Annotated in this window: 15 protein-coding genes; 9 read left to right on the top strand and 6 right to left on the bottom strand. The window is 60.8% G+C overall.

What is annotated here, in order from left to right; all coding sequences use genetic code 11:
• Positions 1 to 27 precede the first annotated feature (27 nt).
• A complete protein-coding gene (locus tag D1820_RS08965) occupies positions 28 to 630 on the top strand; it encodes a TetR/AcrR family transcriptional regulator (RefSeq protein ID WP_118068663.1) in 603 nt (200 codons plus the stop codon).
• A gap of 57 nt (positions 631 to 687) precedes the next feature.
• Here the strand turns inward: D1820_RS08965 and D1820_RS08960 are convergent, their stop codons facing one another.
• Positions 688 to 1,065 carry a nuclear transport factor 2 family protein gene (locus tag D1820_RS08960; protein ID WP_118068662.1) on the bottom strand — a complete coding sequence of 126 codons (378 nt, stop codon included), beginning with the start codon at positions 1,063 to 1,065 and terminating at the stop codon, positions 688 to 690.
• A 273-nt stretch (positions 1,066 to 1,338) separates the two neighbouring features.
• On the opposite strand from D1820_RS08960, the gene D1820_RS08955 reads away from it, so the two are divergent.
• Complete coding sequence (locus D1820_RS08955) at positions 1,339 to 2,262, top strand: LysR family transcriptional regulator (RefSeq protein WP_118068660.1); 924 nt, start codon at positions 1,339 to 1,341, stop codon at positions 2,260 to 2,262.
• A 365-nt stretch (positions 2,263 to 2,627) separates the two neighbouring features.
• Here the strand turns inward: D1820_RS08955 and D1820_RS08950 are convergent, their stop codons facing one another.
• Positions 2,628 to 5,762 (bottom strand): transporter substrate-binding domain-containing protein, encoded by a 3,135-nt coding sequence (locus D1820_RS08950; protein ID WP_118068658.1) that lies wholly within the window; start codon positions 5,760 to 5,762, stop codon positions 2,628 to 2,630.
• A 234-nt stretch (positions 5,763 to 5,996) separates the two neighbouring features.
• Here D1820_RS08950 and D1820_RS08945 point away from each other — a divergent pair, with 234 nt between their 5' ends.
• The gene (locus D1820_RS08945) at positions 5,997 to 6,404 is read left to right on the top strand and encodes a response regulator transcription factor (protein ID WP_118068657.1); all 408 of its coding nucleotides are present in this window, start codon (positions 5,997 to 5,999) and stop codon (positions 6,402 to 6,404) included.
• Between the two features lie 111 nt (positions 6,405 to 6,515).
• Here D1820_RS08945 and D1820_RS08940 read toward each other — a convergent pair whose 3' ends face one another.
• From D1820_RS08940 to D1820_RS08930, 3 genes are all read right to left on the bottom strand, one after another.
• Positions 6,516 to 7,616, bottom strand: a complete 1,101-nt coding sequence (locus D1820_RS08940) for a Xaa-Pro peptidase family protein (protein ID WP_118070116.1) — start codon at positions 7,614 to 7,616, stop codon at positions 6,516 to 6,518.
• 150 nt (positions 7,617 to 7,766) lie between these two features.
• The gene (locus tag D1820_RS08935) at positions 7,767 to 9,353 is read right to left on the bottom strand and encodes an ABC transporter substrate-binding protein (RefSeq protein ID WP_040175610.1); all 1,587 of its coding nucleotides are present in this window, start codon (positions 9,351 to 9,353) and stop codon (positions 7,767 to 7,769) included.
• Between the two features lie 77 nt (positions 9,354 to 9,430).
• Positions 9,431 to 10,048: a helix-turn-helix domain-containing protein gene (locus D1820_RS08930; RefSeq protein ID WP_040175608.1), complete on the bottom strand. Its 618-nt coding sequence runs from the start codon at positions 10,046 to 10,048 to the stop codon at positions 9,431 to 9,433.
• Between the two features lie 235 nt (positions 10,049 to 10,283).
• Here D1820_RS08930 and D1820_RS08925 point away from each other — a divergent pair, with 235 nt between their 5' ends.
• From D1820_RS08925 to D1820_RS08905, 5 genes are read left to right on the top strand one after another with little or no spacing between them, the layout of a single operon-like run.
• On the top strand, positions 10,284 to 11,258 hold the full coding sequence (locus D1820_RS08925; protein ID WP_371311699.1) for an ABC transporter permease: 975 nt from the start codon (positions 10,284 to 10,286) through the stop codon (positions 11,256 to 11,258).
• Entirely contained in the window at positions 11,258 to 12,160 is a 903-nt protein-coding gene (locus D1820_RS08920) for an ABC transporter permease (RefSeq protein ID WP_118068653.1), read from the top strand. The genes D1820_RS08925 and D1820_RS08920 overlap by 1 nt, the downstream gene beginning before the upstream one ends.
• The gene (locus D1820_RS08915; protein WP_118068652.1) at positions 12,157 to 13,005 is read left to right on the top strand and encodes an ABC transporter ATP-binding protein; all 849 of its coding nucleotides are present in this window, start codon (positions 12,157 to 12,159) and stop codon (positions 13,003 to 13,005) included. Before D1820_RS08920 ends, D1820_RS08915 begins: the two co-directional genes overlap by 4 nt.
• Positions 13,002 to 13,748 carry an ABC transporter ATP-binding protein gene (locus D1820_RS08910; RefSeq protein ID WP_027246268.1) on the top strand — a complete coding sequence of 249 codons (747 nt, stop codon included), beginning with the start codon at positions 13,002 to 13,004 and terminating at the stop codon, positions 13,746 to 13,748. The genes D1820_RS08915 and D1820_RS08910 overlap by 4 nt, the downstream gene beginning before the upstream one ends.
• 30 nt (positions 13,749 to 13,778) lie before the next feature.
• On the top strand, positions 13,779 to 14,318 hold the full coding sequence (locus D1820_RS08905; RefSeq protein ID WP_118068650.1) for a GAF domain-containing protein: 540 nt from the start codon (positions 13,779 to 13,781) through the stop codon (positions 14,316 to 14,318).
• Positions 14,319 to 14,454: 136 nt separating this feature from the next.
• Here the strand turns inward: D1820_RS08905 and D1820_RS08900 are convergent, their stop codons facing one another.
• Positions 14,455 to 14,925 carry a hemerythrin domain-containing protein gene (locus D1820_RS08900; RefSeq protein WP_027246270.1) on the bottom strand — a complete coding sequence of 157 codons (471 nt, stop codon included), beginning with the start codon at positions 14,923 to 14,925 and terminating at the stop codon, positions 14,455 to 14,457.
• A gap of 208 nt (positions 14,926 to 15,133) precedes the next feature.
• Between D1820_RS08900 and D1820_RS08895 the strand changes: the two genes are divergently transcribed.
• Positions 15,134 to 15,748 (top strand): LysE family translocator, encoded by a 615-nt coding sequence (locus D1820_RS08895; RefSeq protein WP_118068648.1) that lies wholly within the window; start codon positions 15,134 to 15,136, stop codon positions 15,746 to 15,748.
• Positions 15,749 to 15,823 lie beyond the last annotated feature (75 nt).

Raw genomic sequence — 15,823 nt, 5'->3', positions numbered from 1 at the left:
ATATTTCTGTAGTGATTGATAAATAAAATGGAGACGACCTTGGGACGACAGCGATCCTTTGACACTGATGACGCAATTGAACAGGCGATGCTGCTGTTTTGGGAGCGAGGCTACGAGGCGGCCTCCATGGCCGATCTCAGTGCTGCGATGGGGGTGAACCCTCCCAGCATCTATGCGGCCTTCGGCAACAAGCAGGCGCTATTCGAACGATGCGCCGCCCATTACGCGCAGAGCGTTGCCGCCTACGCCCCCCGCGCCCTTGGGGAGGCAGCAACCGCCGAGACGGCCCTGCGTCGTTTTGTTTCTGACGCCATTGAGGCTTTCTGTACGAAAGACAGACCGAAGGGCTGCCTGCTCGTCAGCGCTGCAACCAACTGCGGCAAGGGGAGCGCGGGCGCTCAGGATTTGCTGACAGGATATCGGCAGGCCAGCGAGACGCTGATTGCAGACCGCATTCGGCGCGGTATGGAAGCAGGGGACATGCCAGCATCCACCAAACCTGATCTGCTGGCGAAATACGTGGCGGTCCTGATCCAAGGACTGGCCGCGCAGGCCCGCGACGGCGCGTCAGCGGATGACTTGCATGAGGTGGCCGAACTCGCGCTCAACCAGCTACCTGTGTCATCCTAGCATCCGGCCTGCGGCGCGTGTCCGCCTTGGACGGCGACCACAGGCCCGCGATCCCCGTCACAGTTCCGAAATATCAGCGTAGACATTGTATGTGGCGATCTTGTCGTCGCGAAGGCCAAGGCGCGTCGCAAAGGGCACCTTATGCTCGCTTTGGTCTTTGCGGGTATAGTGAACTTCCCCTTCGCAGAAGATCGCATCACCGCTTGTCCATATGCCGGTAATCGTGTGACCCATCGCCCGGATCGTGGTGAAGAAGGACGCGTTGGCGTCCTCAACCGCTTTGCGTCCTGTTATGGCGTCGAAATTGCCCAAGCGGAAGGTCACGTCATCGGTCAAAAAGCTGGCGACTGCTTGCGCATTCAACGCGTCGACTGCCGCGTATAGATCGCCGACCAGGGCTGTATGGGCTGCGGGCTTAAGAGTTGTGATTTGCATCGGTGGTTCTCCTATTGTGAGATTGAGATTGAAAGGGCAGCGGGACACGGGCAGCGTGCGGCTTCGATCCAAAACTGGAACATCCGACAGCGGCAGCAACTATCCGCTCTTATCGACAGGCTTGCCGTGAAAAATTCCATGGATGAGCATTCTGGACATTGTGACCACCGGCAAGCTGAGGAATAGGACTGATCTAATTGACTTTCCTGCCTGCGATAATTCGCTATCAGGGAAACTTTAGGGTGAGAAAAAGTTGTCAATGGAAAGAGCAGCATGATTGAGATTGGCGCCATTCCGGTCTTTGTGGCGGTCGCGGAAACCGGCGGGTTTGCGGCTGCGGCCCGGCAACTGGGGATCACAAAATCCGCTGTCAGCAAGCGGATCGGCAACCTGGAAACGCATTTGGGCATGCAACTGTTTCATCGTTCGACACGCAGCATATCTCTGACGGAAGCCGGCGAAATTTACCTGTCCCATGCGGTGCAGGCGCTTGGGGCCGCGAAGGAAGCGGAAGATGCGGTCACTGCCATGCTGGGGCAACCCATTGGCCGGCTTAGGGTCAACGCGCCGATGTCTTTCGGGTGCCTGCATGTCGCGCCATTGATCAAGGATTTTCTGGAGCGCCATCCCGGGATCACACTGGATCTGACCATGGATGACAGGGTCACGGATCTGGTTGAAGCGGGGTTTGATATGGCAATCAGGGCGGGGACCTTGCCGGACTCCGCTCTGATTGCCCGCAGGCTGGCGCCGATCCACAGTGTCCTCGCCGCAGCACCGGAGTACCTGGCACAGACTGGTACGCCAAAGCACCCCGAAGACCTGCTTCAGCATAGCTGCCTGCACTACAGCTATTCGCGTGATCCGCGGGAGTGGGTGCTCTGCGGTGCAGAAGGGGAGGTACGTGTGCATCCGAAAGGCAGGATGCGTGTCAACAACAGCGAAGCCCTTTGCACCGCCTTGATTGACGGTCTGGGGATCGGGCGCCTGCCGACCTTTGTGGCGGGCGCCCATCTGGCAGAAGGGCGCCTGGTGCGGGTACTTCCGACCTATTCGCTGCCTGCGCAATCCTTGTACGCAGTGTTCCCTGAGCGGCGTCATATGCCCTCAAAAGTTCGAGCTTTTGCTGACTACCTGGCCGACCGAATTGGTCGTGAAACGCCTTTCTGGGATGTTGAGGCGGGACTGGCTCGATGATGGGAAACATCAGTACCGGAAGGGATCATGATCCCGTCTAGATCTCGCAGCGCCGATCTGGTTGCGATCTTGCCTCCATGTAGAACGTTCTTGCCAGATTGCGCATCGGATCGAAGCAACCACCTGTCAGAGACTGCGACCAGTCACGCAAGACATGATATTGTGTCGCGCGTTTCTAAGATTGGGTAGCTGTGCCTTCCCTTGCGTTGGCTATCGGGAGTCGTTTTTGTGCGCAGATGTGCCTATGGGTCCGACCAAAGGGTAATCTCTTATACTGTCGGTTTCGCGCTGAATAGGCGGGTGGTTTCGCGTCAGAATTTCCCAGCTCTCTGGTACATAATCGCAGGTTTGGCTTTAGGTGATAATCAGTCTCGCAAAGCCGAGGCAAGGGCCGCTGCGAGGTCGCTTGGGTGGACCGGTTTATGCAGCAGCGGGGCTGTAACGGGGCCCATCTCGTCGGGGGTGAAGGCGGTGTAGCCTGAGGTGTAGATTACAGGCATGGTCGGGTGGATTTGGCGGACACGGTTGGCCAATTCAAAGCCGCCGATGGAGCCTGGCATCACCACATCGGTCAGCAGCAGGTCAATGTGGGTGCTGTCCTGCACCAGCTCCAGCGCCTGTTGCGCCGAGCCGACCGGCAGCACGCGATACCCGAGCGTCACAAGCATGTCCTGGGTCATCTGGCGAAGATCTGGCTCATCTTCCGCCAGCAGAATGGTCTCACCGGCGCCAGTCTCAAGCGGCGCGTCAGCGGCGGCAGCTTTGGGCAGGCTCAGATCGGAGCCGCGCGGCAGCGTCAACTGCACTGTAGTGCCGTGGCCTGGTCTGGAATAGACCCGCAAATCGCCGCTTGAATGGCGGGCAAACCCATAGACCATCGACAGCCCCAGCCCGGTGCCTGAATTGCCGTCTTTGGTGGTGAAGAAAGGATCGGTACAGCGGGCCAGTGTGGCGTCGTTCATGCCGGGGCCATCATCGGTGACGGAGAGTTCGACATAGGGGTGACTTGCGGCGGCATCAGACGCGTCCAACTTTTGATCGATCTGGCCAGGTTTTGCACCGGGGTGGCCTTGCGGGGTGGGGACCGGCCGGGCCTTCAGGGTAATGCAGGTGCCCTCACCGCTGCTCATAATGGCATCGCGACTGTTCAAAACCAGGTTCATCAGCGCGGTTTCCAGCTGCGCAGGATCGCAGTAAACCAACAAACCGGGGTCTGTCTCTTGTGCTTGTATCTCAATCCGCGTCTCGAGCACCGGGCGGATCAGGTCGAGGAACTCTGTCAGAATCTCCTCAACCGGTTTGGTCATCGCAAAACCCGGCTGGCGTTTGGCAAAAGCCAGTAGCCGCGTGGTCAGCTGGCGCCCTCGATTGATGGTTGTTGTTGCAATGCCAAGGAACCGGGACCGGTCATCGGGAGTGGCGGCGGTCCCCGCCAGATCCACCGCATAGAGCAACGACGCCAGCAGATTGTTGATGTCATGGGCGATACCGCCCGTCAGCTCACCCAGCGCATCCAGCCTGTTCTTGCGGTCGACAACCTGCCGGTTGCGCTCCTCGCCGGTGACATCATCCAGCACCAGCACCAAGGCAACACCATGTTGTTCATTGTCCGGAACCGCGCTTCGGACCCGGACGTAGCGATGGTCGTCGCTGCTGGCGCTGCGCCGCAGCAGATGGGTTTCTCCTGACAGCACGTGGCCTGACCGGGCGCGTTTCAGCGGATCGGCGCTGGCGATCAGCGGGCTGAGGGTTGCTGTTTCGAGAAAGCTGATCGCCTGAGGCCAGAGAAATGGCGTTTCAGCGGATGTACCCCCAAGCATGTGGCGGGCACGATGGTTGATCCGGATGATCTGGCCTGCACGGTCAAAGGCGACAATTCCGCTGGTGGCTGCGTTCAGCACCACTTCCAGTTCATCGCGGATTTCGGCGATTTCTGCAGCGCGCCGGGCCTTGTCTGCGGCGATGCGACGGCGCGTGCGCAGCTGGTTCATGCCGAGCACCCCCAGCAGCGTCAGCACCCCGCCACCGATGGCATAGCCGAGCAGGCTCAGCCGGGCCGCATTCCAGAATATTGGTGGTTCGAAATACGTGCGGCGCAGCTCGGCGTATTCAGCGGAGACCAGATATTGCGGCAGCGCTAGATCCAGCTTGTCGCGCACCTCACCCAGACCAAATCGCAAGGCCGGTGCGCGTTCATACGTCAGCAACGCAGGCAGCACCTCTGTCAGAGCCTCCCGCATCTGGAGGTTTTCGGCAGTCACCAGCAGTTTGTCCGGGTGATCGACCACCGCATCAACCTCTCCGGTTTGCAGCGCTGTCAGCAGGGCGGGCACTGTGCCCATATGGATGACCTGCCAGTCCAGTGCAGCCCCCATCGCCTGCGCGGTGGCATTGTCAGCCCGTACCCCGACGCGGCGCTGCGTCAGATCCTCGGGGTGGGTGATGCGACCTGCCAGATCCAGCTGAGTGAAGACGGATTGATCCGCTGCCAGGATCGGATGCGCGAAATCCATCTGCGCCTGCCGGGCCTCGGTGACCTGCGCTGCGGGGAGAATGTCATAAGTGTCCGATTGTGGACCACGTAACCAGGCCTCTTCGCTGATGGTCTGAAATTCCAGTTGCAGCCCGGTGCGCCGTGCAAGGCTGCGCAACACGTCAACCGCGAACCCCGACACCCGGCCGTCAGCAGTGATCACCTGATAGGGGGGAGAAGGGTATACACCCACCCGCAGCACGTCCGGTGCGGGCAGGGGAATATCCAGAAAGTGCTTTAGCAGCAGCGCGTCAAGGCGTTGGTCCTGCCTCATCCGGTCAAGCGCGCGAGTGATGTCCGGCATCAGATCGGCGCGGCTTTGATGCAGGGCGACGACACGGTCAAATCTGCGCAAAGGCGGATTAAGAAACCGGACCCGACCATCTACCCTGGCTGATTTCGTAATGTGGAAGGCCACAGGTTCCGGGATCAGAATCGCATCAACAGTCCCGGAAAGAAGCGCCATGACAGCCGCCTCGGGCGTGGTGAAATGCACGGTCGTATTGCGAGCGAGAAATGCTTTTTGCTCAGAACCGACAGCCGGTGGCACGATCCCCACGCGCATGCCGCTCAGCGTTGCGGTAGAAAGATCCTGCACCGCGTCATTTCGCACCATGGGGCGCAGGGATTCGCTGGAAATCGGCGCGGAGAACAGATTGCTGTCACGCAGCGCAGGCAGTTGGGCGATGCCGGCAATCAGATCGGTACGGCCCTCGACCTGTGCCTGCACGAAATCGCGGCTCGACGTCACCGGCACCAATGTGATGCTGGTGCCCATCTCGGTTGCGAGATGCTGCGCCAACTCCACCAGAAACCCGGTTTCCTCGCCCTCGCTGTCGCGCTGTGCAAAGGGGGGAACCGACAGGAAACCGATCCGCAACGGGGCCGGGCGCTCCTGCGTCCAGCCCGGCAGGGCGAGGCCCCCCAGCACAAGGAAGGAGAACAGGAACCGGATTGGTTTCGCCATGTAGAAGGCTCCGTAACGTGCTGGCTCAGGGTGGGATCGCGGATCGTTGCCATGTTATAGGTGAGCGATCGGGAATGTCAGGCAAAACCGACCTCAGCCGCTGTTCAGTAACCGTTCTGGTCGCTCAGCAATTGATCACGCCCCGAACGCCGGGTAAAAGGTTTGCGGGAAAAATAGCAGCGTGTCCATGTCTGGTTCAGGGCAGTATCGCAATGCTGCGGAGGAGCGACGGATATGGCCAACATACTGGTTCTGGAGGATGATGAGATCTTTGCCAGCCTGTTGCAGGTCTCTCTGGAGCAGGCCGGGCATTTCCCCATCATCTGTGAAGACGCGACCGAGACGATTGCCCAGTACAAAGAATATGACTTTGACCTGGTTATCACCGATCTGATCGTAAAGAAAAATAACCGCGCCATACCAGATGGCGGCGTGATGGTTATCTCCTTCCTACAGGGGTGTGCACGCGACGGGCATGCAATTCCGCCGATTATAGCGATGTCCGGCGCCACGCAGCGTCCGGGGCTGGAGCAGCTGCTGGTCACGTCCAAGGATCTTGGTGCGACGGCAACGTTGACGAAACCGTTTGAACCGGCAGAGCTGCTGGCCCTCATTGATCAGCTGCTGCAACCGCTGACCTGATCATCCCCCCGGGGGCCGCTTCAAGGAGGTAACCCAGATGCCGGGAAATATGAAAAGGCGCAGCCCGGATGCGGGGTGCGCCTGATTTTCTGGTTGGCAGATGATCTGGTCTCAGCGCCGTTGCATGTCGCGCGGCATTTCCGACAGGATCTCGGCGCCGGTTTCGCGCAGGATCACAATCTCTTCCAGCCGCACGCCAAACCGGTCTTTGAGGTAGATCCCCGGTTCGATCGAGAACACATTGCCTGCGCGCAGCTCAACATCAGAGGTGGCGGTGATATAAGGCGGTTCATGTACATCAATACCCAGCCCGTGGCCGGTGCGGTGCAGGAACTGCGGACCATATCCGGCGGCAGTAATGGTTTCGCGGGCGGCACGGTCGACCTCGCTGGCGCGCACGCCGGGTTTCGCGGCTTGGACTGCGGCTTTTACTGCGGCTTCGACCACCTCAAACACCTGCTCATATTCGGCCTCCGGCGTGCCGAACCAGCCGCAGCGGGTCATGTCCGAAGGGTAGCCGTTCAACCGGCACCCGGTGTCGATCAACACCGCCATGTCGCGGGTCAGCCTGGTGTCGCCGGTGTGGTGATGCGGGAAGGCGCCATTGGCACCAAAGCCGACGATGGTGAATTCCGCGCTGGCGCCGTGGGCTTTGTAATGGGCATGTAGGATCGCTTGCACATCCAGCTCGCTCATACCCTCTTCAAGGCGGGAAAACGCCTCGGTCACGGCGGCATCATTCAACAGATGTGCAGCCTTCAGCGCATCATATTCAGCGGTATCCTTCATCGCCCGCAGGAGGCCCACGGTATCATCGGTAAAGCGCCGCTTTGGCGCGTCCATCGCGTCCAGAACCCGCAGCGCAAAATCAGCGCGCATGGTTTCATCCAGCACCACCGACAGGCCAGCAGCCGTGGCGCCGCAGTCATTGAGCAGCGCGGTAAGCGCGGCATCCGGCCCGTCATCATCCGACCAGCAGCAAAATGGCAGATCGGTGGATGTGCGCGCCGCATTGGCGTTCAACCCCGGCATCAGAAAGCCTGCGTGGCTCTGGCTGACCATCAGCAGCACGGGCCGCTCGTCGCCATGGGGGTTCACACCCGACAGCCACATCATATGGCTGGAGGGGCCAAGCACCACCAAATCGGTGGCGGTCTCAGTCATGCGGTGGCGCAGCCGGGTCAGCCGGTCTGCATAGGGGGGCGTGGTCATGGTCATATGTCCTGTAGCGCGGGCGGCCCCATCGGTGGCGGGAGATCGGGCCGGAAGATGAAAAGAAGGGCCGGCTCATGTCAGCGCCGGCCCCAGATGCCCGCCCCCGGATAAGGGGAGCAGGCGAAAGCGCCTAGTGGCGCCGGGGGATCAATTCTTTTCCACCAGACGGTAGAAGACAAAATCGGATGTCGCGCCATTCACATAGCCAGAGACATCCGCATCCATTGCCACCTGATAGGCGGCCTGGAACATGATCACGATGGGAGAGGTTTTCTGCACCTCGGCCTGCAATTCACGGTACATCTCCAGCCGTTTTTCAGGATCCGCCTCGGTGAGGGCTGCCTTGGTCTTGGCGTTCATCGCGTCCGGTACCGCCCAGGCATTGCGCCATGTGGTAGTGGCCGCATAGTTGTCGTCCGAGTTGTCGGAGTTATAGGCGAAAGCCTTGGCATTGGAATGCGGATCCATGAAATCCGGGCCCCAATAGAGCAGCATCGCCTCATGGCTGCGCTCACGGTATTTGGTGATCACCTGGCTGCCGGTGCCGGGCAGGATTTCAAAATTGATCCCCGCATCGGCAAAGCTGGCCTGCAAGGACTGCGCCATATCGGTAAAGGGGGCCGCATTGATCACATCCAGCGACACGGTGATCGGGGTCTCAATCCCGGCCTCGCTGAGGATGGATTTTGCGCGTTCCGGGTCATAGCCGAATGGTGTGTCGTCGTAGGAACCGGGGAAGCCTTTGGGCCAGAACGCCTGATGGATCTCCATCTGGCCGTTGATGATGGTGTCGGTCATGCCCTTGTAATCCACCAGATAGCGGGCAGCCTCCCAGACGGCGGGGTCGGTCAGGCTGTCGGTTTTCTGGTTGAAGGACAGGAAATGCACCGCCGCCTGCGGGTAGGTTTCCACCTTGATGGCGTCGCTGTCAAAGCCACGGATCTGATCGGGTGTCAGATTGCGGGCCATGTCGATATCGCCGGATTCGAGCAGCAGCTCCTGCGTGGCGGCTTCGGCCACATGGCGGATGATGACGCTTTCCATCTTGGGTGCGCCCTTGAAATAATCCGCATTGGCTGCCAACCGGACCATCTGCGCCGGACGATAGCCCTGCAGCTTGAACGGGCCGGAGCCGGCGGCGTTTTCATTCAGCCAGCCATTGCCCATGTCGCCGTCCACGGCATTGGCCATCACCACCTCTTTATCCACCACCGAAGCGGGGCGGGCGGCCAGCACGTTCATCACAAAGGCAGGGGAAAACTCCCCTTCGTATTTGATAGTGACGTTGTTGCCGTCGGTGGTGATCATCTGATCGACATTCTCGGCGGTCCAGCCCAGTTGCGCCAGGATGAAGGCCGGGGTCAGATTCAGTTTGATCACCCGCGCCAGTGAGAACACCACATCCTCACCGCGCACCGGGTTGCCGGAGTGAAACACCGCATCGTCGCGCAGGGTGAAGCGGATGGTCTTGGCCTCCGCGTCGACGTCCCAGGCGCTGGCAAGGCCCGGCGCCAGAACGGTGGGATCCTCGGCGTCATATTGCACCAGGCGATCATAAAGGTTGGTGACCAGTTCACCGGAGGTGAATTCATAGGCCTGAGCGGGGTCAATGGCGACGATATCGTCGATATTCTGCGCCACGATCAGCGCATTGGCGGGCGTGTCAGCGATAGCGCCGCTCGCCAGAGGCAGCGCCATCACGCTGGCCAGCAAGGCGGATTTCACGAGGTTCATGTCAGTCTCCCTGTTTGGTTCATTGGTATCCATCGGCCACGACCGCCCCGCAGGACCGGCCTGCCGCAGCTGCCCGGTCAGGGCAGGTTGGGGGTGTTGGTGCTGTGCAAAACGCTGAGTGTGCCGGTCCACAACAACCGCGCCGGCTGGTCGGTGGGATTGCTCCAAGAATGGGAGGTCAGGCCGCTGTAGTGCAGGCTGTCCCCAACCCGCAGACGGAACACCTGCCCATCCAGTGATTGATCAATCTCCCCCTCCAGCACATAGAGCATCTCTTCGCCCTCGTGGCTGACCTCCTCAGAGACATATCCGGGCGGCACATGCAGGATATAACTGGACAGCTCCGCGCCCGGAAACTGTGCGCCAAGCGCCTCATAGGTAATGGAGGAGCCCGCCAGCGAGAATTGCGTCCGCGTCATCGCCCGCGTTACCGCGTCCGAGGGTTTCGGCGTGGCGATGAAATATTCCAGCCCCACCTCCAGCGCTGACGCGATCTGTGCCAGCGTGCCCAGCGTTGGGGTGGCATTGTCGCGCTCCACCTGGCTCAGATAGCCCACTGAGACGCCGGACACATCACAAAGCGCCTGAAGCGTCAGCCCCATCTGCTTGCGCCGCTTGCGGATCAACGCGCCCAGCATCGGGCCTGCGCTGCTGCGGGTCTTCGCCGTTTTCTGGGGGGCGGTGGTCTGGGGCATCGGCGGCTCTCATTCTGGATGGCTTTCAATCAGCTTAGGAAAAAAATTATTGTGAAGCAAAAAATTTTTGCTTTTGCAGAAAAAAATATTTATGCCCGTAGGCAAGGCGCCGGTGTGTCTGCGGTCGTGAACCGTCGGCTTCGGCTATGTGAAAGGGCAGGGTATCTTGACCAGCACAGGAACAACGAGACGCGCAGTTCTGCGCTGGGGACGAGGGCTTGCGGGCTTTGCCATCGTGTCGACGCTGACCTTTCTGGGCCTTCTGGCAATCACGTTTTTTATTGGCCGTGTGGTGCCGATCGACCCGGTTCTGTCAGTGGTCGGAGATCGCGCCACGCAGGACCAATACGAGGCGGCGCGGGTTGCCATGGGGTTGGATCGCCCGCTGGTGGTGCAGTTTTTCGCCTATGTGGCGGACGTCTTTCAGGGCGATTTGGGGCGCTCTGTCTCCACCAACCGGCCCGTCGTGTCCGATCTTGCGCGGGTGTTTCCCGCCACGCTGGAAATGGCCACGCTTGGTATTCTGATTGGTGTGCTTATGGGGGTTCCCATGGGTGTCTGGGCTGCCGCGCGGCAGGGCACTTGGGTCGATCAGATCATCCGGGTCTTTGCGCTTCTGGGCTATTCGGTGCCCGCGTTCTGGCTGGGGCTGGTTGGTCTGGCGGTGTTCTACACGGGTCTGGGCTGGGTCGCCGGGCCGGGGCGGGTCGACATCTTCTATGATGGGTTGATTGATCCGGTCACCGGCCTGTTGCTGGTCGATAGCCTGCTGGTCGGCGACACCGAGGTGTTCTGGAACGCGCTCTCGCATCTGGTGCTGCCTGCGGCCATCCTCGGGTTTTTCAGCCTCGCCTATATCGCGCGCATGACCCGCAGTTTCATGTTGGACCAGCTCAGTCAGGAGTTCATCACCACCGCCCGCGTCAAGGGCGTGCCGGAATGGAAAGTGATATGGGTGCATGGGTTCAAACCGATCCGGGTGCCGCTGATCACCGTAATCGGCCTCTCTTATGCCGCTCTGCTGGAAGGTTCGGTGATGATTGAAACGGTGTTCAGCTGGCCCGGCATCGGCAATTACCTCACTGTGGCGCTGCTCAATGCGGATATGAATGCCGTCCTTGGCTCAACACTGGTGATCGGCGCGGTCTTCATCTTCATCAACAAGATCTCGGATGTGCTGTACCGGGTTCTCGACCCAAGGAGCCTGTGATGCTGAGCCGCGACTGGTTGCTGGACGACTCGCCCGCCACACGGACCCAGGCCACCGCAGGGCGCGCCTATCGCATGATCCTTGCGCTGATGCGCAACCCGCTGGCGGTGCTGGGAGCTGTGATCATCACCGTCCTTATCCTTGCAGCGGCTTTTGCGCCTTGGATCGCGCCGCAAAGCCCGGTGGGGCAGGACCTGTCCTCCCGTCTGTTGCCGCCCTCCTGGGCCAATTGGATGGGCACGGATGAGCTGGGGCGCGATATCTTTTCCCGGGTGGTGTACGGCGCGCGCATCACGCTGATGATTGTCGCTCTGGTGGCGGTGATATCGGCACCGCTGGGGCTGATCATCGGGGCGATCTCGGGCTACTTCGGCGGCTGGATCGACCGGATCCTGATGGGGATCACCGATGTCTTCCTGTCGATGCCCAAGCTGATCCTGGCGCTGGCCTTTGTCGCCGCCTTGGGGCCGGGGATCGAAAACGCGATCATCGCCATCGCAATCACCGCATGGCCTGCCTATGCCCGCATCGCACGGGCCGAAACGCTGACCTTCCGCAACGCTGAATTCATCGCCGCGACGCGCCTGCTGGGGGCCTCGCACAGCCGGGTCATCCTGCACCATGTGCTGCCGCTCTGTACCTCCTCGATGATCGTGCGGGTGACACTGGATATGGCGGGGATCATTCTGACGGCAGCGGGTCTTGGGTTTCTGGGTCTGGGCGCGCAGCCGCCGCTGCCCGAATGGGGCGCGATGATCTCGCGCGGGCGGGTGTTCATTCTGGACCAATGGTGGGTTGCGACCATGCCCGGCATTGCCATCATCGTGGTCAGCCTTGGCTTTTGTTTCCTTGGCGATGGCTTGCGCGATGTGCTGGACCCCAAACAGGGGGGCAAGTCATGAGCCAATCCACATCTGCCCCCTTGCTGGAGGTTGAAAACCTCCGCGTCAGCTTTCCGACCCCCAAGGGACGGGTTGAGGTGGTCAAGGGGCTGGACCTGACCCTGGGCCGCGAACGCCTTGGTATCGTGGGCGAGAGCGGATCGGGCAAATCCATGACCGGCCGCGCCATCCTGCGGCTGATCCGCCGCCCGGGCCAGATGGCGGCGGACCGGCTGGCACTGGAGGGGCAGGACCTGCAAACCCTCAGCGAACGCCAGATGCGCAATATCCGTGGGGCGCGGATCTCGATGATCATGCAGGACCCGAAATTCTCGCTCAATCCGGTGATGACCATCGGCGCACAGATCGCCGAGGCGCTGGATGTCCACGAACGTCTCAGCCGCCGCGACACCCGTGCCCGTGTGCTGGAGATGTTGGAGGCGGTGCGCATCAACGACCCCGAACTGGTGGCGCAGATGTATCCCCATCAGGTCTCCGGCGGCATGGGGCAGCGGGTGATGATCGCGATGATGCTGATCCCGCGCCCGGATCTGTTGATCGCGGATGAGCCGACTTCGGCGCTGGATGTCTCGGTACAGGCGCAGGTGCTGGATCTGATTGATGATCTGGTGCGGGACAAGGGCATGGGCCTGATCCTGATCAGCCATGATCTCAATCTGGTGGCGCGCTACTGTGACCGGATCATGGTGATGAATGCCGGCCGCGTGGTCGAAAGCTGCGCCGCCGCTGATCTGCACAAGGCCAGCCACCCCTATACCCAAGGTCTGCTGGCAGCGGTGCCCCGGATGAAGGAAACCCGCGACACGCTGCCTGTGCTGGACCGATCAAGCTGGAGCGGCACATGACAGCGATTTCTCTGAGAAACCTCGATATTTCCTACGGCGACACGAGGGTGGTGCAGGGCGTCAGCTTTGATGTGGCTGAGGGGGAGAGCTTTGCGCTGGTCGGCGAAAGCGGATCGGGGAAATCCACCGTGCTGAAGGCGATTGCCGGGCTTGCGCCTGACTGGACTGGTGAGATCTCCGTTCTGGGTCAGCCGCGCAGCCACGGGATTGATCGCGCGTTTTCCCGAACCTGCCAGATGGTGTTTCAGGATCCCTATGGATCATTGCACCCGCGCAAACCGGTCGACTGGGTGTTGCGGGAGCCCCTGCGGGTGCATGGCATCGGCGCGCGTGACGCCCGCGTCGCAGAGGTGCTGGCCGCAGTCGGCCTCGACCAGCGATTCCGGTTCCGTTATCCGCATCAGCTGTCCGGTGGGCAGCGCCAGCGGGTCGCCATTGCGCGGGCCTTGATGCTGGAACCCAAGGTGATGTTGCTGGATGAGCCGACATCGGCGCTGGATGTGTCCGTGCAAGCCGAGATCCTGAACCTGCTGAAGGCGCTGCGTCGTGCGCAGGGGCTGACCTATCTGATGGTCACCCATAACCTGCCTGTTGTCAGCTTCATGTGTGACCGCATGGCGGTGATGAACAAGGGGCGCATTGTTGAGATCGCCCCAGCTGAGGCGCTGCATGATGGCGGCTTCAGTGATGCTTATACGCAGCAGCTCTATGCTGCCAGCGGTGGCGCGGAGCCGACCGCGTGACAATTTACCCGAGAAGATGGATCCCACCGAATGCCCGACGATAGACTGCCGGAAAATATCTCAGAGACCGTGTCTGTACCCCAGTCGACAGAGGCGCTGCGCCATTTCACCGACGCACTGGCCGCCGCCACAACTGCCGAGGCTGCGTATGATGCCCTCTGCGCGCTGACCAAGGCGACCGTCGGGGCAAAGCTGTTCACCGTGATGACGGTGGATATGACCGCCATGCTGGCCTGTCGCACCTATACCGATGATCCCGAGAACTACCCGACCTCCGGCACCAAGCCGATTGAAATGAATGACTGGTTTGAGATCGTCCATGGTCAGCACCGCAGTTTCGTTGCGAATACGCTGGAAGACATCGATCAGGTCTTCCCCGATGCGGAGCTGATCGGGGCGCTGGGCTGCGGGTCGGTGATCAACCTGCCGGTACTGATCGGCGGCGAACTTGCTGCGACCATCAATATTCTGCATGAGCCGGGGTACTATACAGAGGCGCGCGTTGAGGCGGCAAAGGCCTTGCTGACCCTGCCTGCAATGGCGACGCTGGCCTTCGCCCGGCAGCTGTAGTCTCTGATCCGCGCGTTAGGCGAAGAAAGAGGCCGCGCGTCGGCGGCCTCTCTGTGATCTGCGGTCCCATGCGCGCGGCGCCGAGAGGCCAGCGTCAGGGGCGAGGGACGCGGAAAGCGGGTTTCCGGTCGGCGGATCAGTCTTCCAGACTGTCCTCGCGTTTCTCGTCGATCAATCCGCGTTCCTCATCCTTGCGTTTTTGGAAGCGGGTACCATAGCCTTCGAGTTCCTCGTCGGAAATCACCTCTTTGGCGCGGGTAAAGACCTCGTTCTCCTCCTCATCCATGTGATGCTCATATTCATGCTTCAGCTGTTCGAACTTGGTCATCCACAAATCCGAAGACATTTTCATCACATTCAGCTCTTCCATCAGATCATCAAGCTGCTGGTGCTCGTGCACGGAATGCCGGGCCGCATCCTGGCCCCAGGTCTGGCTGATCAGTTTGGAATAGAAGGTCTCTTCCTCCGCAGCAGCGTGGCTTTTGACGTCTTCGTAAAACCGTTTCCAAAGGGCGCCGCGCGCTTCGACCTTGCTGTCTTGAATGGAGGTCAGCAGTTTGCGGTGGGTATCGTGATCGTCCTTGATTGCATCATAAATTGTCGGCATTGGAAGCTCCAGTCTGGCGGGGTCGGTTGAACGGCGCGGCTGCCTTGTCGGCACAAGGTGCCGCAGCTCTCTGACAGACAAACGCCGCAATCAGGCAGAGTGTTCCTGAAGCGGTCAATCGCTCCGCAGGATTGCGCAGGATCCGGGTCGCGCGTGCTGCACGGTCCAGCCTATTTTGGGGCGGCAGGCTGGCAAAGGACCCACAAAGATGACACTGGATATGGTATTGGCGCTGTTGTTGTTTTTGTTCCCGCTCGCCTATAGCCCCGGACCGGGCAATCTGTTTTTTGCGGCCAATGGTGCGCGGTTTGGCTTTCGCGCGACCTTGCCTGCGACAACGGGTTACCATATCGCCACGGCTGCGGTGACGCTGCTGATTGGATCCGGCGCATTGGCGGCTCAGGCGGTGGCGCAGGAGGCGTTCACCTGGCTGAAGATGGCAGGCGCGGGGTATGTGCTGTGGATCGCATGGGGTCTTTGGCGCGCCGGTGGGCTACAGGCGGAGCTTCAGGCCCGTCCGGCCCTCTTTCGAGATGGTGTCGTCCTGCTGCTGCTCAACCCCAAAGCCTATGTGATTATCACAGTGATGTTCAGCCAGTTTCTCACACCTCCGGGGGCGGTGAGCCTTGGTAGGGGCGCGCTGGCGCCGGTGCTGGCCATCACGCTGATTTTCACTCTCAACAATCTGGTGGCATTCTCGATCTGGACCTGGATCGGCGACGGGCTGGCGCGACAGTTTTCCCGCGATCTGCGCGCGCGGCAGCTCAACCAGGGATTTGCGCTTTTGCTGGCCGGTGTTGCCTTGTGGATGTTGCTGCTGTGAGGTGGCGGGGCGCTCAGCCGCCCCGGTAGGATCGCATAAGGAGACCGCGCCGGACGGGGCACATGGCGCAATCCG

Origin of the sequence: Phaeobacter sp. LSS9 (assembly GCF_003443595.1) — a bacterium.
GTDB classification, from domain to species: Bacteria; Pseudomonadota; Alphaproteobacteria; order Rhodobacterales; family Rhodobacteraceae; genus Phaeobacter; species Phaeobacter piscinae.
Note: the sequence above shows the minus strand (reverse complement) of the source record. Positions and strands in the feature narration are given on the sequence as shown.

What these genes read in the sequence shown, in the direction of transcription:
- D1820_RS08965 (WP_118068663.1), top strand. Translation starts at nt 28, where the DNA reads ATGGAGACGACCTTGGGACGACAGCGATCCTTTGACACTGATGACGCA.
- D1820_RS08960 (WP_118068662.1), bottom strand. Translation starts at nt 1,065, where the DNA reads ATGCAAATCACAACTCTTAAGCCCGCAGCCCATACAGCCCTGGTCGGC.
- D1820_RS08955 (WP_118068660.1), top strand. Translation starts at nt 1,339, where the DNA reads ATGATTGAGATTGGCGCCATTCCGGTCTTTGTGGCGGTCGCGGAAACC.
- D1820_RS08950 (WP_118068658.1), bottom strand. Translation starts at nt 5,762, where the DNA reads ATGGCGAAACCAATCCGGTTCCTGTTCTCCTTCCTTGTGCTGGGGGGC.
- D1820_RS08945 (WP_118068657.1), top strand. Translation starts at nt 5,997, where the DNA reads ATGGCCAACATACTGGTTCTGGAGGATGATGAGATCTTTGCCAGCCTG.
- D1820_RS08940 (WP_118070116.1), bottom strand. Translation starts at nt 7,616, where the DNA reads ATGACCACGCCCCCCTATGCAGACCGGCTGACCCGGCTGCGCCACCGC.
- D1820_RS08935 (WP_040175610.1), bottom strand. Translation starts at nt 9,353, where the DNA reads ATGAACCTCGTGAAATCCGCCTTGCTGGCCAGCGTGATGGCGCTGCCT.
- D1820_RS08930 (WP_040175608.1), bottom strand. Translation starts at nt 10,048, where the DNA reads ATGCCCCAGACCACCGCCCCCCAGAAAACGGCGAAGACCCGCAGCAGC.
- D1820_RS08920 (WP_118068653.1), top strand. Translation starts at nt 11,258, where the DNA reads ATGCTGAGCCGCGACTGGTTGCTGGACGACTCGCCCGCCACACGGACC.
- D1820_RS08915 (WP_118068652.1), top strand. Translation starts at nt 12,157, where the DNA reads ATGAGCCAATCCACATCTGCCCCCTTGCTGGAGGTTGAAAACCTCCGC.
- D1820_RS08910 (WP_027246268.1), top strand. Translation starts at nt 13,002, where the DNA reads ATGACAGCGATTTCTCTGAGAAACCTCGATATTTCCTACGGCGACACG.
- D1820_RS08905 (WP_118068650.1), top strand. Translation starts at nt 13,779, where the DNA reads ATGCCCGACGATAGACTGCCGGAAAATATCTCAGAGACCGTGTCTGTA.
- D1820_RS08900 (WP_027246270.1), bottom strand. Translation starts at nt 14,925, where the DNA reads ATGCCGACAATTTATGATGCAATCAAGGACGATCACGATACCCACCGC.
- D1820_RS08895 (WP_118068648.1), top strand. Translation starts at nt 15,134, where the DNA reads ATGACACTGGATATGGTATTGGCGCTGTTGTTGTTTTTGTTCCCGCTC.